Source organism: Crenobacter oryzisoli, from assembly GCF_030385785.1.
Taxonomy (GTDB): Bacteria; Pseudomonadota; Gammaproteobacteria; order Burkholderiales; family Chromobacteriaceae; genus Crenobacter_A; species Crenobacter_A oryzisoli.
The window spans coordinates 25,510-46,562 of sequence record NZ_JAUEDK010000030.1 but is presented as its reverse complement, the minus strand read 5'-3'; the positions used below and the strand labels follow the sequence as shown (position 1 = coordinate 46,562).

General features: G+C 60.5%; 14 protein-coding genes and 3 pseudogenes. 8 read left to right on the top strand and 9 right to left on the bottom strand.

Annotated features, from left to right (window positions below):
• Positions 1–52: 52 nt before the first annotated feature.
• Together ltrA and QU481_RS15675 are read right to left on the bottom strand one after the other, a co-directional pair.
• Positions 53–1,294 (bottom strand): group II intron reverse transcriptase/maturase, encoded by a 1,242-nt coding sequence (ltrA, locus tag QU481_RS15680; protein ID WP_289830978.1) that lies wholly within the window; start codon positions 1,292–1,294, stop codon positions 53–55.
• A 512-nt stretch (positions 1,295–1,806) separates the two neighbouring features.
• Positions 1,807–2,504, bottom strand: a pseudogene (locus QU481_RS15675) (IS3 family transposase); the annotation flags it as partial.
• A gap of 284 nt (positions 2,505–2,788) precedes the next feature.
• Here QU481_RS15675 and QU481_RS15670 point away from each other — a divergent pair.
• The 4 genes from QU481_RS15670 (at position 2,789) to QU481_RS15655 (ending at position 9,445) form a co-directional block, all read left to right on the top strand.
• Entirely contained in the window at positions 2,789–3,838 is a 1,050-nt protein-coding gene (locus QU481_RS15670; protein WP_289830977.1) for a patatin-like phospholipase family protein, read from the top strand.
• A gap of 288 nt (positions 3,839–4,126) precedes the next feature.
• Positions 4,127–7,528, top strand: a complete 3,402-nt coding sequence (locus QU481_RS15665) for an adenylate/guanylate cyclase domain-containing protein (RefSeq protein ID WP_289830976.1) — start codon at positions 4,127–4,129, stop codon at positions 7,526–7,528.
• A 177-nt stretch (positions 7,529–7,705) separates the two neighbouring features.
• The gene (locus tag QU481_RS15660) at positions 7,706–8,311 is read left to right on the top strand and encodes an HD domain-containing protein (protein WP_289830975.1); all 606 of its coding nucleotides are present in this window, start codon (positions 7,706–7,708) and stop codon (positions 8,309–8,311) included.
• 102 nt (positions 8,312–8,413) lie between these two features.
• Positions 8,414–9,445 carry a patatin-like phospholipase family protein gene (locus tag QU481_RS15655; RefSeq protein ID WP_289830974.1) on the top strand — a complete coding sequence of 344 codons (1,032 nt, stop codon included), beginning with the start codon at positions 8,414–8,416 and terminating at the stop codon, positions 9,443–9,445.
• A 205-nt stretch (positions 9,446–9,650) separates the two neighbouring features.
• Here the strand turns inward: QU481_RS15655 and QU481_RS15650 are convergent, their stop codons facing one another.
• Positions 9,651–10,775, bottom strand: coding sequence for a Fic family protein (locus tag QU481_RS15650; protein WP_289830973.1), 1,125 nt, complete (start codon positions 10,773–10,775; stop codon positions 9,651–9,653).
• Between the two features lie 239 nt (positions 10,776–11,014).
• Between QU481_RS15650 and QU481_RS15645 the strand changes: the two genes are divergently transcribed.
• Positions 11,015–11,260 (top strand): transposase, encoded by a 246-nt coding sequence (locus QU481_RS15645; protein ID WP_435382740.1) that lies wholly within the window; start codon positions 11,015–11,017, stop codon positions 11,258–11,260.
• Positions 11,261–11,449: 189 nt separating this feature from the next.
• Positions 11,450–11,626: pseudogene (locus QU481_RS15640) on the top strand (transposase); the annotation flags it as partial.
• A gap of 101 nt (positions 11,627–11,727) precedes the next feature.
• Here QU481_RS15640 and QU481_RS15635 read toward each other — a convergent pair.
• The gene (locus QU481_RS15635) at positions 11,728–13,158 is read right to left on the bottom strand and encodes a Fic family protein (protein ID WP_289830972.1); all 1,431 of its coding nucleotides are present in this window, start codon (positions 13,156–13,158) and stop codon (positions 11,728–11,730) included.
• A 382-nt stretch (positions 13,159–13,540) separates the two neighbouring features.
• Positions 13,541–13,852, bottom strand: a complete 312-nt coding sequence (locus QU481_RS15630; protein ID WP_289830971.1) for a hypothetical protein — start codon at positions 13,850–13,852, stop codon at positions 13,541–13,543.
• 326 nt (positions 13,853–14,178) lie between these two features.
• On the opposite strand from QU481_RS15630, the gene QU481_RS15625 reads away from it, so the two are divergent.
• Entirely contained in the window at positions 14,179–14,373 is a 195-nt protein-coding gene (locus QU481_RS15625; RefSeq protein ID WP_346432445.1) for a hypothetical protein, read from the top strand.
• A gap of 39 nt (positions 14,374–14,412) precedes the next feature.
• Complete coding sequence (locus QU481_RS15620; protein ID WP_289830970.1) at positions 14,413–15,900, top strand: basic amino acid/polyamine antiporter; 1,488 nt, start codon at positions 14,413–14,415, stop codon at positions 15,898–15,900.
• 245 nt (positions 15,901–16,145) lie between these two features.
• Here the strand turns inward: QU481_RS15620 and QU481_RS15615 are convergent.
• The 4 genes and pseudogenes from QU481_RS15615 to QU481_RS15600 all read right to left on the bottom strand — a co-directional run bounded on the left by QU481_RS15615 (position 16,146) and on the right by QU481_RS15600 (position 21,047).
• Positions 16,146–16,837 (bottom strand): IS6 family transposase gene (locus tag QU481_RS15615; protein ID WP_289830989.1). Its coding sequence is split into 2 segments (ribosomal slippage): positions 16,146–16,750 and positions 16,750–16,837, totalling 693 coding nucleotides; the frame shifts between segments, so codons are not numbered across the junction.
• A gap of 63 nt (positions 16,838–16,900) precedes the next feature.
• A pseudogene (locus tag QU481_RS15610) lies at positions 16,901–17,083 on the bottom strand (hypothetical protein); the annotation flags it as partial.
• A 174-nt stretch (positions 17,084–17,257) separates the two neighbouring features.
• Entirely contained in the window at positions 17,258–17,761 is a 504-nt protein-coding gene (locus QU481_RS15605; protein WP_289829674.1) for a hypothetical protein, read from the bottom strand.
• Positions 17,762–17,777: 16 nt separating this feature from the next.
• A complete protein-coding gene (locus QU481_RS15600; protein WP_289829675.1) occupies positions 17,778–21,047 on the bottom strand; it encodes a DUF6519 domain-containing protein in 3,270 nt (1,089 codons plus the stop codon).
• Positions 21,048–21,053 lie beyond the last annotated feature (6 nt).

Sequence of the window (21,053 nt, the reverse complement as noted above, 5' to 3'; positions counted from 1 at the left end):
CCCCAGCCCCTCGCAGAACCGGACGTGAGCCTCTCGACTCATCCGGCTCCCATCATCCAACCGATGGGAGACATCCCATTTCCCAATGCACAAAGGCAGTCGGGAAGCGACGCGCAAGTCGCCCGAGGGTGTGGCTCGCCCGCGTTTTATGGCGGGCAAGAGCCTTGTACTTGCGCCTCATCCAGCGCATCAAGTAGTCATTCATGTGTTTCCAGATCACCGACATTGCCGATCCGTAGAAGCGGCCGTAGTACTGCTGCCACCCCCGTAGGACCGGGTTGAACATCGCCGCCAGGTCGCACAATTCCCGGTCGCACATCAGTTGCAGATGCCAGCCCCGGATGGTCTGCCGCATTGCCTTGAGGGCATCGCGACTGACCGCCGGCGAGAAGTTCACGTAGACCCGCTGATACTTGTCCACCGTTTTGCGCGGTCGGAAGGTGTATCCCAGGAAGGTGAACTGCACATCAGGATATGTTTCCCGTCGATTGACGTCCTGGCAGTAGACGATCCGTGTCTTGCCCGGATGCAATTCGAGCCCACACTCGCGGAAGCGCACGCCGATCCTGTCTAACGCCAGCTTAGCCTGCGCCAAGCTCTTGCAGTGAACCACACCGTCATCGGCGTAGCGGCAGAACCGCACGCTTTTGAGATTGCGGGTAACCCAGGAATCAAAGGCGTAGTGCAGGAACAGGTTGGCCAGCAACGGGCTCACGACGCCGCCTTGCGGCGTGCCGCGCGTCCGTTCCAGGAGTTCTCCGTCGGCGGTCTGCATTGGCGCTTTCAGCCAGCGTTCCACGTACAGGAGAACCCAGGGAGTCTGGCAGTGCTTCCTGAGCGCACGCATGAGCAGGCCGTGGTCGATATTGTCGAAGAGACCCTTGATATCGAATTCCACGACCCAGTCGTAGTCCCAGCAGCGCCGCCTCACCATGGCAATCGCATCGTGGGCGGAGCGCCCTGGCCGATAGCCATAGGAGTTGGGGTGGAACATCGGGTCGATCTGTGGCTCCAGCAGGAGCTTGACCGCCGTCTGCGCCACCCGGTCGGCAACCGTGGGTATGCCCAGCATGCGCACACCACCCGACTTCTTCGGAATCGGAACCCCTTTGACCGGCGGCGGGAAATAGCTGCCGGAACAGAGTCGATTCCAAAGCTTGTACAGGTTGTCGCCTAAGCGGCTCTCGAATTGCTCGATCGATTCACGGTCGACGCCTGCGGCGCCGCCGTTTGCTTTGACACATTGAAATGCTTTCCAGATTAGCGCCTTGGGAATGTCGTACGGTTTGGTCATTGAGCCATACTCCTCCTGCTTGCGCAGTTGGCACGGCTCCTGACCGGGATGACGCAGCCCCTTCGCTCCACCGCCATTACAGCGGCTTCAACACTACTACGAGCCGCTCCGCCCCTTGATGGCGCATCGCTACTCTCGGCCTTGCCTTTCGGGCTTGTGCCTTTCGCTTGGCATCGCCATCGAAGGTTCCCGCAGTTCAACGTAAGAGCCCGAATCAGGCTGACGCTGCCTCTATGCCGGACACCGCCGGGACCGTAAGCAGGTATCGTCCCGGCTGATCGCGGGGCAACATCACTCCCCGGTTTTGATGTCGTCTGAACGGTTTCGACACTTGAACGGCAGTTCACGGTTGTTCGTCTTCCTGATCCACACCTGACGTCTTCTGACGCCTTTTCCATGACGCTCACGACCGGGGCTTTTGACCCAAGCCGCTCATGGTGGTTTGCCACCTGCTCCTGCAAGCCGATGGCGAGGGGCCATACCCTCATCTCCTACGCCGCTTGCTGCGGCACACTGATGTCCGTCGTCCAGACTTGATCCGGCGCGGCGGTGTGAAATTGTCGATTCAGCAGGTTGGGGGCCACGGGCAGCGCATGCTTGCTGTCGGTGGTGACCTTGTAGCGTCGCTTGTGCCGGGCACGAATGCCGTGCCGCTGCATCAGGCGCCGAATCCGTGCCTTGCTCACTGGGAGCCCACGAAACTTGAGTTCTTGGTAAATCCTGGGCGAGCCATAGGCACCGTTGAATTCGGCATGGACGCTTCGAATCAGCACCAATAGCTGGGCATCCGACAACCATTGCGCCGGGCCGCCGCCGGCCTTCCAGTCGGCAAAACCACTGGTGCTGACCGACAGCACACGGCACAAGGATTGCAGGGGGTAGTGAGCGCGCATTCCATCGAGCCAGGCGTACTTCACTGCGACTTCTTGGCGAAGTACGCCGTGGCTTTTTCCAGGATCTCGAGCTCCATCTTGAGGCGGGCATTCTCGGCCCGCAGGCGGGAGAGTTCCATCTGCTCTGGCGTGACCGGTTTACCAGAACCGGAGGCCAGCTTGCCGGCCTTGTGTGCTTTGCGCCAGTTGCTGAGCGTTTGTTCGGAGATGCCCAGGTCACGAGCGACCTGGGCTGGAGACTTGCCCTCGGCCTCGATCTGCCGGATGGCTTCTTGCTTGAATTCTGGGGTGTAGCTTTGTCGTGGAATCTTGTACATCGGAACCTCTGCATGTCAGTTTATCTGACTACGCTTGGTATCCGAAATCCACGCCCAAGCTCATGGATGCGACGCAATGCTGCCTCGGTAACCGTTCGTGTTTAAGGAGTACGGCTTCATCGAGGCGAAGGGGGATGGCCGAGCCGGATATCCGCTTCCAGTCCAGCCGGAGCAATATAGCGTCTGGATGAGGCCCGCCTTGTATTATGACCCCGTCGACACGCAAACGCCGGGGGTTGGCGTAAGCGACGACGTGGCTGGGATCGGACCCTGGGAGGTTTACGATGGCTGCAACGAGTGGAACTCGGCCGAACAACGGCGAACAGAAGCCGATCGCGCTAGCCTTGCAGGGCGGCGGGATGCACGGAGCGTTCACCTGGGGCGTGCTCGACCGACTGCTCGAGGACGGGCGGCTTGTACTAGAAGGCGTCAGCGCGACCAGCGCAGGTGCGATGAACGCTGCAGTGCTGGCCTACGGGCTGCTACAGGGTGGTTCCGAGGGCGCGCGTCAGGCGCTGCACGACTTCTGGCACGCTATCGCGCAATCGGCGCAGCGGCATAACCCCTTCCGCTTGTTGCCATGGCTGAAAGGGTCCCACAGCTTCGGGCTGGAACACTCGCCCTTGTACCTGCTGATGGACATCACACTGCGCGTCCTCTCGCCGTACCAATTCAATCCATTCAACGCGAACCCGCTACGCGAGTTGCTGGAGCAACATGTCGATTTCACCGCGTTGCGCGGGCATTGCCCGATCCGCCTCTATCTCTGTGCGACCAATGTCGAGACCGGCAAGATCCGCCTCTTTTCCGGCGATGACATATGCGTGAAAGCGGTGCTCGCTTCGGCCTGCATTCCAACCCTGTTTCAGGCGGTGGAGATCAATGGCGAATATTACTGGGACGGCGGCTACGTTGGTAACCCGGCGATATTCCCGCTGATCTACCACTGCAGCACGCGCGATGTAGTGGTTGTGCATATCAATCCGATCGTCCGCCCCGGCGTGCCGACCACTGCGGCCGAAATTCTCAACCGCATCAATGAAGTGAGCTTCAATTCGTCGCTGATGCGTGAGATGCGCGCGATCGCCTTCGTTTCCTCGCTGATCCAACAAGGCAAGGTCGGTCGCGGCGAAATGAAGGAAATGCTGATCCACTCAATCCGGTCCGACCAGACGATGGCCGCACTCAGCGTGTCGAGCAAGTACAACGCCGACTGGGACTTCCTCTGCTTTCTGCGGGACAAGGGACGGACCGAAGCCGAGGCGTGGCTCAAGGAAAACTATCAAAACATCGGGCAGCGCTCGAGCATCGACATCGGCAAAGAGTTCCTTTGATAAGGCGCTCGCCCTCTTCTCGCCCCCCTCGAAATAGCCACGATATGGCGAGAACCGTCTGAACAGGCTTATCGCACAAGCCCCCGACAGACTATGGTTACGGGGCGGCCATGCCCAAAACGGTGCCAGCCGACAGGCTTTATCGCGTTTGCTATTGTCGGCATTCGGCCGTAACGGACGATGTGCAGAAAAATCGGGGTCGCGCGGCCCGGGCGGCTAGCCCGGCGAGCTGCCAGCCCCGATTAAACGGTTGCACCTTGAAAACCGCCGGAGGCGGGGGTAAGCCCTATGCGTTGTGCAAGCTGCGGATTCGAGAATCCGACCGGCGCCAAGTTCTGCGAGGAATGCGGCGCCAAGGTGGTGCGCGCCTGCCCTGCCTGCGGGCACGAGGCGAGCGCGAGCGCCAAGTTCTGCAGCGAATGCGGCGCGCCGTTGAACGGGCCGCCCCCGAGCGCGGCGCTTGCGACCACGGCGCCCATCGACTACACGCCCCCCTACCTGGCAGAACGCATCCGGGCGGCACAGGCGGCCATGGAAGCCCGCGGCGTGGCAGACGGCGAGCGCAAGACTGTTACCGCGCTGTTCGCCGACATGGCCGGTTCGACCGCGCTGATCCACGACCTCGATCCCGAAGATGCCCGCCGGCTGATCGACCCGGTGCTGGCGCTGATGATGGAGGCCGTGCATCACTACGAAGGCTATGTGGCCAAGTCGATGGGCGATGGCATCCTGGCGCTGTTCGGCGCGCCGATCGCCAACGAGGATCACCCGCAGCGGGCCTTGCTGGCGGCGCTGCGCATGCAGGAAGCCATGCACCGGTACGCCGACGGCGTGCGTCTCGCTCAGGGAATCGCGTTGCAGATCCGCGTCGGCATCAACTCCGGCGAAGTGGTCGTGCGTACGATCCGCATCCATGATTTGCACACCGACTACGATCCGGTGGGCAACTCGATCCACATTGCTTCGCGCATGGAGGGCATCGCCGTGCCCGGCTCGATCGTCGCGAGCGAACACACGCGCCACCTGACCGAAGGCTATTTTGCGTTCAAGGCGCTCGGCGCGACGCCGATCAAGGGGCTGCCCGAGCCGCTCGCGGTCTTTGAAGTGCTCGGTCTCGGTCCGCTGCGGACCCGGCTGCAGGTGTCGGCCAGCCGCGGGCTGGCGCGCTTTGTCGGTCGTTCGCGCGAGCTCGGGCAGCTACGCGCAGCTCGGGCGGGGGCGCAAGCCGGCCATGGCCAGATCGTTGGTATGGTTGGCGACCCTGGGGTGGGCAAGTCTCGGCTATACCACGAGTTCAAGCTGCTCGCGCCGCGCGATTGCCTGGTACTGGAAACCTTCTCGGTGTCGCACGGCAAAGCCTATCCGTATCTGCCGCTGATCGAGCTGCTGCGGAACTACTGCCAGCTCACGGCGCAGGACGACGAGCGTCGCCGGCGCGAGCGGATCACCGGCAAGGTGCTGACCCTGGACCGCGCACTGGAAGACACGCTGCCCTATCTGTTCCACCTGCTCGGGGCAGCCGAGCCGAACTCGGCGCTGGCGATGATGGACCCGCAGATCCGCCGGCAGCGGACTTTCGAGGCGATCAAGCGGCTGTTGGTGCGCGAGAGCCTGACCCAGCCACTGGAACTGATCGTCGAGGATTTGCAGTGGCTCGACAGCGAAACCGAGGCCTTCCTTGGCTTTCTCGGCGAGAGCGTGGGCAACGCCCGTATCCTGCTACTGGTCAATTACCGGCCCGAGTACCGGCATGACTGGGGCCGCAAGAGCTACTACACCCAGTTGCGGCTGGATCCTCTGGGCGAAGCGGAAGCCCGGGAGCTCCTGCACGCGCTGCTGGGCGATGCCCCCGGCCTGGCCCCGCTCGAGCGCCTGATCCTGGAGCTTACGGAAGGCAACCCCTTCTTCATCGAGGAAGTGGTGCAGGCGCTGGCTGAGGGGCACGTGCTGCAGGGCGAGCGCGGTCATTACCGTCTCGAGCAGCTCCCAGGCAGGCTCCAGATCCCGGCCACCGTGCAGGGGGTGCTCGCCTCCCGCATCGACCGACTGCAGCCGGCCGAGAAGGCGCTGCTGCAAACCCTGGCGGTGATTGGCAAGGTATTTACCTGGAGCCTGCTCGCGCGCGTGGTCGATCAGTCCGAAGACACCATGAAGAGCCTGCTGACGCGGCTGCAAGCCGGTGAATTCATCTATGAGCAGCCGGCGTTTCCGGAGGTCGAGTACAGCTTCAAGCATGCGCTGACCCAGGAGGTAGCCTACGGCTCGCTGTTAAGCGATCAGCGCCGTGCACTACATGAGCGGACGGGCCAGGCCATCGAGGCTTTGTTCGGCGCCCGGCTCGAGGAGCACAGCAGCGAGTTGGCGCATCATTTCAGCCGCAGCGGCAACGCGCCGAAGGCGGTGGAATACCTGCACTGCGCCGGGCGCCAGGCGCTGCAGCGCTCGGCCGATGCCGAAGCGGTCGCCCACCTGACCACGGCGCTGGCCCTGCTCGCAACGCTGCCCGATGCTCCCGAGCGCACACGACAAGAACTCGAGCTTCTGATCACTCTAGGTCCGGCCTGGATGGCCACCAAGGGGCACGCTGCCCCGGAAGTCGAAGCGACCTATACGCGGGCACTGACGCTGTGCCGACAGCTCGGCGAAACGATCCAGCTCTTCCCCGCGCTGTTGGGGCTGCGCACATTTTATCTAGTCCGTGGGGAACTGCTGACCTCACGCGAACTGGGGGAGCAACTCCTTACGCTGGCCCGGAAGGCACAAGACCCTGCGTTGCTCGCACAAGCCCATCGAGCGCTGGGGACCAGCTTACTCGGTCTCGGCGAGTTGGACCCTGCCCGCGCGCAGTTGGAGCAGGCCCTGGCCCTCTATGACCCCTCGGCTGCCTTCTTCTATGGACTGGAGCCCGGCGTGCTGGGGCTGGCCTACTTCGCCTTGGACCTGTGGCTGCTCGGCTATCCGGATCAGGCCCTGGCGCGCAGCCAGGAGATGCTCGCTCTGGCTCAGATCCGGTCCCAACCTCCTGACTCGGCCAATGCCTTGATCTTCGCCGCCGAGCTTCATCTGCACCGGCGCGAGGCACAGCCGACGCGCGAGCTGACGGAGGCAGCCATCGCCCTCGCGACCGAGCATGGCTTCCCGTACTTTTTGGCTTACGGAACCATCCTCTCGGGCTGGGTGCTGGCCGAGCAGGGATGCGCCGCAGAGGGAGTCGAAAGGATGCAACAGGGCTTGGCCGCCTATCGGGCCACTGGGGCGGAGCATTGGCAGACGCATTACTTGGCGCTGCTGGCCGAAGCCTACGGAAGAGCAGGACAGACCGAGGCAGGGCTTGAGACGCTGACCGAGGCGCTGGCCGTCGTGGACCAGAAGCAGGAGCGCGTGTACGAGGCGGAGCTGTATCGACTCAAGGGGGAACTGATGCTGCAACAGCCGAGCCGCGAGGGGGAGGAGGCCGGCGGCTGGGATGAAGCCGAAGCCTGCTTCCTGAAGGCGATCGCGATCGCTCGCCGACAGGGAGCCCGCTCGCTGGAGCTGCGCGCGGTGATGGGCCTGAGCCGGCTGTGGCGACAGCAGGGCAAGCCGGGCGACGCCCGCCGTATTTTGGCCGAAACCTATGACTGGTTCACCGAAGGTTTCGACACCGCGGACCTGCAGGAGGCCGGGGCGTTGCTCGCCGCGCTTAGCTGAAGCATGCGCAATGGGCGGATCGGATTGGGCTATGAACCGGTGGTTCTGGATGGCCGAACGCCAACGCTGAAGCAGCGCGCCAGGCTTACGCTGTCTACCGGGCCCCTGAAGCGCGCGCCTCGTTCCTCCGAACGTCCGGCACGCGTTCTCTGAGACAGAGGAATCGGGATGAAGCGGATGGAAACACGCTTTTTGGCGCTGTGGTCGCGCTGCGGCGGCGTGCAGGGCGAAATCGTCTATGCCGACCTGGCGCGACATTACGCCGAGCCGATGCGCCGTTATCATACCCTGGACCACATCCGTCGCTGCCTGAGCGGTCTGGATTGCGCGCGCGCAGCGAGCCACGATCCTGATGCCGTGGAACTGGCATTGTGGTTTCATGATGTGATCTACATTCCCGGTGCGGAAGACAATGAGCGGCTCAGCGCCGAGTGGTTCGAGCGCTGCGCCGAGGGACGCATCGCCGCAGCCGCACGCATCGCCGAAATGATCCTGGCGACGACACATGACGTTGTACCGGCCGATCTCGATGCCCGCTTTACCGCCGACATCGACCTGGTGAATCTAGGGGATGACCGCGCCCGCTTTCGCCGCGATGAAGCGCTCCTGCGAGCCGAGCGTCCCGACCAGGGCGATGTCGCTTACGACGCCAGAGAACGGGCCTTCCTGGGCGCCCTGCTGGCTCGCCCCGCTATCTACCATACGGATTTCTTCCATACCCGCTGCGAAGCCCGCGCCCGCGCCAATCTGGCGTGGCGGCTCGCCCAGCCAGCATTGCGCTGACTTGCCCCATGAGCCACGGTCCCCCATCGCATCAGCGCGCAGCGCCCGGCGCACTGGCCAGGCGGTGCGCGTCGGCTAGACTGCACACAGAGGAGGCCCACCATGCAAGCGAAGCCATCGCCCGCGATTCGCCGCATCAATATAGCGCTGCAGGGGGGCGGCTCCCACGGGGCCTTCAGTTGGGGGGTGCTCGACCGCCTGCTCGAAGACGGCCGGATCGAGGTAGACGGCATCTGCGGCACCAGCGCCGGCGCGATCAATGCCACGGTGCTCGCCTACGGTCTTGCCAGCGGCGGGGGCGAAGGAGCGCGCCGCGCGCTTGAAACGCTCTGGCGCCAGATATCCGATGCGGCGCGGCTAAGCCCGCTGCAACCCTCCTGGCTGGACCGGATGATGGGCTGTGGCAATATGGACCTGTCGCCGGCCTGGCTAATGTTCGACCATCTCACCCGCTTCTTCTCGCCCTACCAGCTGAACCCGTGCAACCTGAACCCGCTGCGCGATGTGCTGCTCGCAGTGGTCGATTTCGAAGTGCTGCAGAACTGCCGGAGCGTCAAGCTGTTCCTGTGCGCCACCAATGTGCTGAGCGGGCGCATCCGCGTGTTCACCACCAGCGAGATCTGCGTGCAGGCGGTACTGGCCTCGAGTTGCCTGCCGTTCTTGTTCCAAGCGGTAGAAATCGACAACGAGTATTACTGGGACGGCGGCTACATGGGCAATCCGCCGATCTACCCGCTGATCTATGACACCGACAGCAGCGATGTGCTGATCATCCGTATCAACCCGATCCGCATCCCCGAGGTGCCGACCACGGCGCGCCAGATCCTCGACCGCATCAACACGCTGAGCTTCAACTCGTCATTAATGCGCGAGATGCGCGCGGTCGATTTCATCACCCGACTGATCGACAAAGGCGCGCTCGATCCGGCTAGCTACCGGCGCATGCTGATCCACAGCATCGATGCCGAAGCTGAGATGGCCCAGCTGGGGGTATCAAGCAAGTTCAACGCCGACTGGGGCTTCCTGCGCGAAGTCTTCGCACTGGGACGCGAGCGCGCCGATGCCTGGTTGACCGCAAACTTCGACGCGCTGGGGCAACGCTCGTCGATAGACATCGCCGACACCTTCCTGTGAGCGAGAACGAGGACGCCATGCCGAATGCCGCCACAACCGAGCGATCTGCCAGAGCTGCCCCCGCCTCCCAGGAGGTCCCGGGGGTGATCAGGTTTCTGATCCGGTCGTAGTCCTCTATCAGCCAGCTCCAGGCCGGTACTTTGACATCCTCCCCAGCCTGAAGGCCAAGGCTTGTCGCGCACCGGGTCAACTCCATGAAACGCAGCTACTGCGGCAAATCGTTCAGCTCGTAGCTGGTACTGCGTCCGCCCGCATTCGATTTCCGCAGGACGCCCCGCGCCAGCAGATCGTTGATGTCGCGCAGGGCCGTGTCCGGAGAGCACTTGGCGATCGCCGCCCACTTGCTGCTGGTGAGCTTGCCTTCGAACCCGTCGAGCAGCTGATTGAGCAGCTTCACCTGTCGCTCGTTCAAGGATATAGCCGCCCAGTGCTGCCAGAACCGCGCTTTGCGCAACACGGCATCGAGCGTGTGCTGCGCCTGATCGACGGCGCGATGGAGGGTATCGAGGAACCAGGCGAGCCACTCGGTGACGTCCATCGACTCCTTCTGGGTTCGCTCCAGGATGTCGTAATAGGCCTTACGCTCGCGCTGGATCTGTGCCGACAAGCTGTAGAAGCGTTGCGGACTGCCGTCGGCACGCGCCAGCAGCAGATCGCCGATGGCCCGGGCAATACGACCGTTGCCGTCGTCGAACGGGTGCAACGTTACGAACCACAGATGGCCCAGGCCGGCCTTGAGCAAAGGCGGCTCGTTCGGTGCGCCATTCACCCAGTCGAGAAATCGGCTGGTCTCGACTTCCAGACGGCCAGCAGGCGGTGCCTCGAAATGCACACGCTGGCGACTGATGGGGCCCGACACCACCTGCATCGGGCCACTGGCATCGTCGCGCCAGCAGCCGACCTTGATCTTGGCAAGCCCCGAGTAGCCGGTGGGAAACAGCGCGGCGTGCCAGCCGAACAGCCGCTCCCGCGTGACCAGGACTGCGCAGTTGGCGGTGGCATCGAGCACCATCTCGACCACGCCTTCGACGTGACGATCGACCGGGGCCAAGGCGCCGATGTCCACGCCCAACCTGCGAGCGATGGAAGAGCGCACCGACTCGACATTGAGCTGCTCACCCTCTATCTCGCTGGTCTTGACCACGTCCTCGGTGAGCGCCGCAAGACTCGCCTGATCGCGCAGGGCCATTCCCACGTCGGCCAAGCGCCCCATCAAGAGCCCTTGGGCGCGACTGACCTCAGCCATGGGTCCAGCCAGTGCCGCCAGGTCGAAGCGCCAATTCGGCCAGTCACTGGCCTGCCAGATGTATTTGTAATCGCCGCTATTCATGCGGAGATTGTGGGCCACATTCTCCGCATGCGCAAGTTATTCTCCGCACATAGTGCGGTGATAGAGGGCACCATTCCCTGCACGGCGGGATGCCATTACCCCGGAATGGGTGTACTTTTGGTCTGGGCTACGGACGCGGGTTCGATTCCGGTTTCGGAAATGGGCGTGTCCGAATTTTTGTGTAAACGGAGGTTCGTCTCGTGCGCAGCGTTGCCCCGGATGGAACCACTCACGTGTTGATGACCAACTTGCTGGACGCACAAGCATTTCCGGCTGCCGATTTTGGTGCTCTCTACCACCAACGATGGCGCATCGAGGAAGCCTTCAAACGGCTGAAGCATCCGCATGGGCGACATGATCCTGGTCGACGTGCACCTAGAGCTGAATGCCAAGCTTACCGTGCGCTAAGGCCACGACATCGCAGAGGAGGCACGCAAGCGCGTCATGGCTGCCTACCTGGTGCTGGACGTGATGACTCACGTTGATCCAAAGTAACGAGCGGCTACACCCACAGCATCTGGAGAAACATCGACCATCAACGCCAACAGTTCATACCTCATCTGAGCGTCGGCGCGACTTAGCCTAGAGTCCGCACGTACGCGTCCAAGCTGTTTCGATCAATCTGCCACCTATACGTAGTGCCTACCGTCAGCCTCCCTTGAGCAACGTAGCGTGCCAAGCGGAGCGAACTGCATCGTTTCGCGGTGATTCCCAAGCGCTGGGTGGTCGAGCGCAGCTTTGCTTGGCTGGAAAAGAACAGGCGGCTGTGGAAGAACTGCGAGCGACTGCTCAATACCAGCTTGCAGTTCATCCACCTCACCTTCCTGGCCCTGTTACTCAGGAGATCGTAAACAGGCTCTAAGAACATCTACCCTGGGCAGGGTTTGGCAGTTGCACATCTAGCGATTAGGAAAAACGCCTACAAACTGGTCAATTTTCCAAAAACTCGCTACTACCCCCCTAAACCAGCTCGCTGGTCGATGTAGGCCGCGAAGTGCTCGCAAACGGTCGCTTCGATCCGGGCCACTTCTGCTTCGGATAAGCCTTCGACTAGTTTTTGTTTGCGCTTGGAGAGTGCCCCGTTACCCTGCACGATGACATCAATGAGAATGTTGAGCGTGGCTTGCCGCATATTGAGCCAAGTCTCAAGGTCGCGCACCGTGGCATCATGCGCGCGCAAATAGACCACCTCTGCCTGCAGGTCCTCCTCGACACAGGCCTTGCAGCATTCAAGGATGAATTCACATATATCCGTTGCATCGAAGTAGGCGTAGAGCCACAAAGGCTGTCTCGAGCCCACATGAATGTTGGCACTATCGCCATCCAACGTATAGTCGAGAAGTTCGGTGCGCGGGCGCGAATAGCGCTTCAGTAAGGCCGAGTAGCGGTCCAACTGCTTGAGCATCCGTGCAGAAAGGGGCAGCACTACCCCGGGCGGCGTAAAACCAGCCTGCCGCAGGATGTGGTGCAGCAAGAAACGGTGAAGTCGTCCGTTACCGTCGAGAAATGGGTGTACGAATACGAAGCCGAATGACGCACAAGCCGCAGCAAGAACCGGGTCCAAGCCACCTGTCGAGGCATACTGTGCCACCTGGGCAATTGTCTCCATCATTCGGGGCACCAGCTCGGGCGGAGCAGGAATGAAGTCCGCGATGTTGCGTAGTCGGCCTGGGCGCGAAAGCCAGTTCTGAATGTTGCGGAACTCGTACTCGGCCATACGGGCATTCACAATCTGCGCCTGCCACTCGCACAGTTGCTCTTCGGTAAGCAGCCCGGGCTCGCCCGCGCGCTCCAGGAGATGCCTGAATTTAGCTGCGCGGTTGTTGTCTGGAATCTCGTCCTCGATGTTGTAAGTCGAGCGCGTCTCGGAAAGGTAAAGGTAGTCCATCGCCCTTGAGAGCATCTCAGGTTCAATAGTCTGAAACGCCTCACCTACCTTGTTCGCCAGCCCCTCGGCAAGAAATTGTTGCAGCTTGTCTGTGCGTCGAACGAGCGGGCTGAACCACTTGTCACCCAGCAGGTTGTTCACGATGCCAAACTTGGAGTCCGAGATGGCCGGCCCTACGACATAGTGCGCAGGGTCGAGGACAGGAATCCGAGGACTGCCTGCCGGCAAGCGGTAATCAAACTCGTGACCGGTCAGCCAAGTAGCCAAATGGCCTGCTAGGCGCGAATACTTCGAGCTGGGCTTGTCATGCAGCCAGGCCTGAATAGCTTCAAGCACCTCGGGAATTTCGAAGAGCGCGCCCAGCACCGTGAGGTTCAAGTGCTCCCGCTTGAAGGCAAAGGTAAGTTGGCCTACAAGCGAATCAGTATCGGAGATCCGCTGCAAGGGCAGCTCAATTCGCTCCTCCCCCTCTGCATTGATGGAGCGGGACTCCATCGCCCGCTCCGTGGCCACATACACGCAACGCAGGGGGGGCACTTGAAGCTGGTAATGGCGAATTAGCGCTTCATAGCCAAGGAAGATTCGGGAGGGGGTAGCAGTCATCTACAAAAGGCCTGGAGCAATACAGCGGCGTCTACGGATTTTCAGAAACATCTATAAATGAGGTTTTTTAGCAAAAAGCAACTACTTTGTCCATGTTGCCGTCTATTTTCCGCATTAATTTCGGAAATACATCTACGTTTTGCAGCGACGGCCGAGCGACCACAGCCCCGTTATCCCCCGCCGCGGTGGATAAGCCGGGGGATAACCGCCCCCGCTCGAACGGCACACCCCGCCGTGACGCGCCGTCCGTTGGCCCTGCCTAAAAATTGACCGGTCACGGCGTGGCGGCGCTGGCCGGCGGCGGCAGCCGCTGCAGCAGGGCGTCCAGCAGGCGGCGCGCCTCGTCGCGCTCCGCCGCGGCACGCTCCAGCTCGGCCTGCACGCTGCCCAGTGCCGCCTGCGCCGCCGCCGCGCCTTGCTGCTGCAGCTCGGCCTGCTGCTGGGCCGCGTCCCGCTGCTGCTGCAAGATGTCCACTTGTTCCTGCAGGCCGAGGCCGCGTTGCTCGCCTGCGCCAGCGCCTGCGCCTGACTCGCCACCTTCTGCTGCAGCAGCTCGCGCTGCGCCGCCTGCTCGCGTTGCTGCCACTGGCCCTGTTCCTGTTCGTGACGCGCCTGTAGGGGTCGTCTCAGAAAACGGAATTTAAAGCACGTTAAGCCGGTGGCAGTGGGCGTAGCGGCCTGAATTTGCAACCAACTCACTGACCGAAGGGAGCGTCACCATGAACATTAGGACGATCGGGCTGGATCTGGCTAAGAACGTGTTCTAGGTTCACGGCGTGGATGAGCATGGCAAGGTCCGGTATCGTGTCGCCATACTCCAATGATGAACTGGACGAACTGGCCTTGCACTGCACCATGCAAGAGGACGCCGCACGAAAGGTGGAGTGACAGCTTCGCAAGTCTGAGGCGGCTCTGCTGCTGCATTCACGAATCGGGCAACGCTTTGATGCCCTGGTAACCGGCATCGGGGACGGAGGCACTTGGGTGCGCATTTTTGAGCCATCGGCTGAGGGGCGGCGGACTGGAGACTTCCCTGAATTGAAAGTTGGCCAACTATTACGGGTGCGGGGTGCGACAATCCGGGTCTCCAGCCCGGCGTCGCAATGAAGCTACCGTTACACATGATGTTGTCAGGAGGTGTTTCTCATGAACCCTATAGACAGCCTCTCGGGGAGCCACGAAGACCGATCCCTCACTGCAACGCAACCCAAAACACGAAAGTTGGGGTTGCCACTTCTCACCGGCGTTGTTATCGCCTCGATGATCGGTGGGGGCGCGTTCAATCTGCCGCAAAACATGGCACACGGCGCGGGGCTGGGCGCGGTCATCATTGCCTGGGTTATTACACTGGTAGGCATGTTCTTCTTGTCGAACACCTTTCGTACCTTGGCAGATAAACGACCGGACTTGAAGGCAGGTATCTACTCATACGCGAAGGAAGGATTCGGCTCGCTCGCCGGCTTCGAGATGGCGTGGGGGTACTGGCTGTCCGCGGCATTTGGCAATGTCGCGTTCGCGGTCCTGATTATGCAGACGATCGGCTATTTCTTTCCCGTCTTTGCCAGTGGCCGCAACTGGCCATCGATCATCGGGGCCTCATTGCTGATCTGGGCGATGAACTTTGTGGTGCTATCCGGGGTGAAGCGCGCAGCAATCCTGAATGTAATCTCGAGTGCGTTGAACATCGGCACGATAACGGTCGCTTTGTGCGCCATGGCTGTCGCGATAAAAGCGGGGATGTTCTCCTTTGACTTTTGGGGCACCCAAGCGCATTTGGGAAGCGTACTTGGTCAGGTCAAGGGCACGATGCTAGTCACGCTATGGGTCTTCATCGGCATAGAGGGTGCTGTGGTGGTCTCCGACCGTGCCAACAAGACCTCGCAAGTCGGTGTTGCCACTTTTCTCGGTCTGATCGTGTGCACTGTGCTTTATTTCTTGCTGTCTGCACTACCGTTCGGCCTGATGCATCAAGCGCAGCTCGCAGGCCTCGCTTCGCCTTCGGCGGCGTACGTTTTAAAGGCCGCGGTCGGTGAGTGGGGCGCGGTGTTCATCGTCGTAGCGCTGATCATTTCCTTGCTAAGCTGTTGGCTGGCCTGGACCATTCTAGTCGCCGAACTACCCTTCGAAGGCGCAAAAGGCGGGGTATTCCCTAAGTTTCTTGCTCATGAGAACCAGCACCACGCGGCGGCTCCATCACTCTGGGTTTCCAGCGCGACCATGCAACTAGCCATTTTCGTGGTGTTGTTTGCGCAGAATGCCTGGATATGGCTGATCTCGATCACCGGCGTCATGATTCTGCCCCCTTATCTTGCCAGTACCGTTTTCTTATGGCGCTATGCGAAGCAATCAACTTATGCAGCAAGCACAGGTGAAACGGCTCATGAGTCGGTCTGGACGGGCATGCTTGGCACGGTCTACTCCTTGTGGCTGCTCTATGCGGCAGGCCCTCAATTCCTCTTGATGTCGACCATTCTCTTCGCTCTGGGATTCCCGGTTTTCTGGTGGGCTCGCCACGAACACGCCCCCGATCAAGCGGTCTTTACCCGCGTAGAAGCCATTCTGGCGGGTGTCCTCGTGCTGACTGCCGTCGTTGCCGTCGTGTTGTTTGCCCGTGGCTTAGTCAAGATCAGCTGACCTTGGCGCTCTAAGCAATCGCAAAATACGGTTAACCTCAACAGAACAGAAAACACAAGGATAAACCTGGATAGCCCGCCCCAACATGGACTGTTCCTAGAACCATGGGCACTCCCGACGACCTTCACGCCGAGGCCAGTTCAAGGATCTCGCGGCTGACTCAGATCCGGGGAAGAAAAAGGTCTTCGAAGGGTTCTGTCGCGATAAGGAGGGCTGGGTAAGCGTGGTGCGACAAGAGACGGCGGTTATGCGATCAGGGAATAGAATTGCTCAGCAGCGGACGGACTGCTCCCCTTGTGGGTAAGCATCTGCCCTTTGCGGATCATGTGCATGGTCTCAATGCCCCCCAGGATGATGCGGGCGCAACGAAAGTTCTGGAATCCCTGCATCAACCTGACCCGGCGTTTGATCGCCCTATGGTCCTGCTCGACGAGGTTGTTCAGGTACTTGTTCTGGCGGATCTCAATGGCCGTCTCCCGATGGGCATTGATGGCCTGCAGGGCAGCCAGGTTCGCCCCGCTCTTGTCCACTGTGGCGGTCTTCGGAGCCCCACAGCCAGCGATGGCTTTCTCGAAAAAGCGTCGCGCCGCGGGGGTATCGCGGTGCGCGCGCAGCAGAAAATCAATGGTCTTGTCGTCCTTGTCTACTGTCCGATAGAGATACTTCCACTGGCTCTTAACCAGGATGGACGTCTCGTCCATACGCCAGCTGTTGCCCACCGGACGCCGGTGTTGGCGAAACGCCTTCTCGAAGAGCGGCAACAACTTGATCACCCAGCGATACACGGTGGAGTGGTCAACCGAGATACCTCGCTCGGCCATCATCTCTTCCAAATGACGCAGGCTCAGGGATAGGCAACGTACCAGCGCACGCAGGTCAGCATCACCTCCAACGGGTAATGCAAACGCTTCAAGACCTTTGCCACTTCCGGGTTCATGACCGTTGCCCACACATTGTGTTCGACACCGGTCCATTCTACTGGAGGCTTACTGCGACAGAACCTCACCCAGCGGTGTACGGTAGCGTGATCAACGGCAACCCCACGTTCAGCCATCATTTCTTCCAGGTTACGCAGACTGAGGGAGTAAGCCAGATACCAACGCACGCATAGCAAGATGACATCGATCGGGAAATGCAGGCGCTTGAGTGCTTTTCGCCATGCCGGTACGGGCGTCTTCTTCATGCCATTTGAGTGTGTTGGTTGGGCTGTCATCTTACCGCAGCCCTTACTGCGACAGAACCCACAAAAGCAATTACATCGTTACTAACGATTAAAGCAGGACAATGAAAAATTACTACTTTCAAGAGACGTTGTTGCAGAACTTTGCTTCGCCTCTGAGAAGTGAATGAGCGATTATTAAAACAGTTTGCCAGACAATTTCTCTAGGTCGCTGTTGAGAGTTTTGAGATCACTTTCAATGAAATGGCTCATCTGCTTGAATTTGGCTTGTTCAGACTCTGTTGCATTTATGACACCTTCTATGAAACCTTCTGGCAATTTTGGACCAACCACTTTTTGAAAGTCGGCGTTATTGAGAATATTGGCGGTGTCGTTAAGTTCTCTCTGGCGGTTCACAATTTTTTGGCTCAGTTTCTTGCCATAGTCAGACAGCGCAGCGCAGATTGCCCCCACCGCGTCGCCCGACACGATGTTGCCAGCCCCCGCAGGCGTAGCGACGGCCGCTTGCGACGGCACGATGACCACCATGCCGGGCGTCAACGTAGCCGATTCGCTCAGATGAGGATTGGCCGCCAACGTAGCGGCCATGATTGAGTCCAGCTGCGTGGCTGATAGCTCGCCGTATAGTTTGGTGATCACTTCTTTGACGGTCTTTTCGTTGCTTATGACGGTAATAGGCATATAAGAAGCTCCCAATTCATGATACGATAACGTTGAGTAACTTCCAGGGGCCGTCCAGTAGTTGGCTCTTCTTGTTAAGAATAATAAAGATATTACCCATAGTGATGTTGCCGACAACGGTGTAGAAATTACTCTCAAAGATATTGAGGGCCCCTCCTCGCTCGCTGTTTCTCCAGAGCAGCTGGTTATTCGATGCGATGACGGTAGCGGCGCTCAGCATCACCATTGCGACAGCATTTCCATCTAAATCTTTTTCGGCGGTTGTGGCTTCGAAATAATTGTCGGAAAAGATACAGCTTGCGACACCCATTGCGACCACGAGCGGCAATGTTATCTCGCGGGCTGTACCTTGATTGCCACGAATGGAAAGGCTCTCCGGCGGTGCAGCGGACAGCGTTTGCAGCCGCGAGCCTGTTAACAAGTAGAACCCATTGTCCATGGGGAATATAGTCGCGCCAGCCGCGAACAGGAAGTTCTCCCGGGAGGGTGGCATGATCCGGATCGCATGCCATTGCGATGGCACCAGGTTGTCCGCTGTGCTACGGGAGATGAAGTTCTCGCTGAGCACCGCACGGGTGTACGGCGGTTGAAGTTCAATGCCTGCGACATATCCTAGGTGCTCTTGTCTCGGCTTCCTCGGCCCCAGTTCGCTCAGGCGGTTACCCGAAATGCGGACATCGCCGCTAGCGGCCACCCGAATGGCGACACGGTCGCTCGCCACCCACGCATCTCCGGCAAAGTTGTTCACGATATTGCCAACGATGTCCACCTCGCGCGCGGCCAGGACCTGGATGCCAACCACCGATCCGCCCTGGGGATCGTAGCCCTCGGCGATGTTCAGCAGCTGGTTGTTTTCGATGGATAAGTGGCTGCTCGCGCCAGCCTTGACGAACACGATGCCGCCATATGTGTGCTCCACGACATTTTGTTTGATGATGGCCGAGCCAACTGGTACCTGCACCTCAATGCCGTTGCCCGGAAACTCGGCAAGTCGATTGCTGGTAATCCAGACATGCTCAATACCAGATGGATCTAGTCCGGCCGCCAGCACTATGCCGTTACTGCTCCCGATGCCATTACTGATTTCGCGCGCCCTGCTACTGCGTATCTCATTGTCGGTAATGCGCAAACCGTCGACCCCGGCGACGATGCCATTGCCGGCGACGTACAGGCTGTTGGCATCAATGCGGAAAGACGAACCCAGCAATGCCCCACCCTGCGCGACGAAGCCTGATTCTCGTGATCCCAAGACAAGGTTGCGGGAGAGGGTGTTATCTCCGTAATGAAAAGACCCCTTGCCCATTTGCAGCCCTACACGGTTGCACACTAGCAGGTTGTCGGAGATGGACAGGCTCGCGGTGAGTAGTCCCTCTTTGCTCGAGACCTCTGGGTTAGCCATGCCCCCCGTGATGCCGACGTCGGCTACGATGGCACATTCATGCACCCGCGTGTCCAGCGCGTAGCCGTCGAGCTTGACAGCGGCACGGCCGACTCCTGAGGAGAGTGCCAGGAGATAAAGATGATCCAGTTCAAGCCCCACCGTGTTGCTGGCGGTAACCAGATCCTGATTCGCGCCGCCGGCAACGGAAGTCTCACCACCGGTGGCCGCTCCCGCACCCACGACCGCAAAGTCTTCGAGAACCACGCCCAAGCTGTCCTGTATAGCTATAACCGGACCGGTGGAGACAAGCACCGTGCGCCATCCCTTGCCACGAATGCGCAGGGAGCCAGCACCATTGATGCGCAATGGTCCGCTGAGGCGATAGATGCCGGCACCAAGGCAGATCACTCCGCCCTTCCCGGCGAGCTTGCCGATGGCGTCCTGAATGGTGGTCGTGTCATCGTTGTGCCCCCCTACCGTGACACAGACATCGCAGGAGCAGCCTTCGCCTGCGGTGGGCTCGGGTGGCCAAAATACCCGGCAGTCACTCACTGACTCGGGAGAGTTCACCACCGCCAAACGAGCGTAGTGATGATGCGTACCCAGCGGCGGCGCGTGGTCGAGCGGTTCGATCCAAGCATCCGCCGTGCGCGCCGCGAAGGACCAGCGGTCGCCGACGTGGAAACTGCCACCGCTATCGTCGGGGTCGCCGACGAGGTCAAACTGCACCTGGATGCCGTCTTCGAGGCACAGCGTGGTGCCCATTGGCGGAACCGGGATGAGGCCGGTGCTCCCGGCAGCGTCGAGGTCACAGAACACCGTGCCGTCGGCGCGCAGTACCTGGCCTGACTGATCCCAGCGGCGGATACGCGTGTGACGTGCGGGGTTCGTTTCGTCCTGCGCTCCGGTCGGAAAGGCGCCAAGCGGTAGCGCCGTATCAAGCACAATTGTGCGTGTAGCATCATCGACGCCACCACCGAGCTTGATCCGCCGCATCTCGCCGGGCTCGCCATGCAGCTCGCGCACATCATCGGTGATCTCCACCCAATCGCCATCCGAGAAGCGCAATAGCGCATCGCGGCCGACGGTGTCGACGACGATTCGGTTGCGTGCCGCGTTGATCTGGCTGATCAGGCTCTGCACCGTGCCGTTATCGCGCGACCACTTGAAGGTGGCCTTACCCATTACACCGTCATCATGAATCTCGACCCGGTAAAGCTGATTTTCCAAACCTTTGTAACCACCGCTGGGGGGAATCAGGCAGGGGTTCGGCGAGGCCGCGACACTGCCAGTAGAAGTGGTCAAGCGGGCCGCGGACGGACGAATCACATCGCTCCAGCGAGGCACATCCTTATCCGGCGTATCGCATAGCGCGGATCCAATTTTGGACAGCACCTTGACCTGCCACACCGTCTGAAGCCGTGCGGTGGTGTCGACGCCGACCGCCTTTTCGACCAGCTCGGGGTGCTGCAGATAGGTGACCTCGCGTTGCCAGACGTCCAGATATACGAGGAACGGCTCACCTTCAGGCAGGGACAGGGGCTTAGGGTAGTAGTAAGGTTGCTGCGTGTAGTTGATTGCGTCACGGCCCGTCTGCTCGGCAAGCCGCGGGTCCCACTTCTTGGGGGCTGCACCATGGTTCTCGGCAAGAATGCCATCAACATAGATGCGCCCCACACCAATGGTGAGCTCTCCATCATTGAAATCGATGCGAAAACCATCGGGCGTGACGCGGGGCACCACGGTCTGCTCGAAGGTGTCCAGAGTGCCGGCCTGGATGCGGCGGATCAGTTGGGAGACGAACTCGTTCCAGTCGGCATCCAACTGCACCCGCCCCTGCTGCATGACGACACCCAGAAAGTCATTCCAGGAGTTGAAGGTAAATCGACTGCAATCGAAACTCATGGTGCG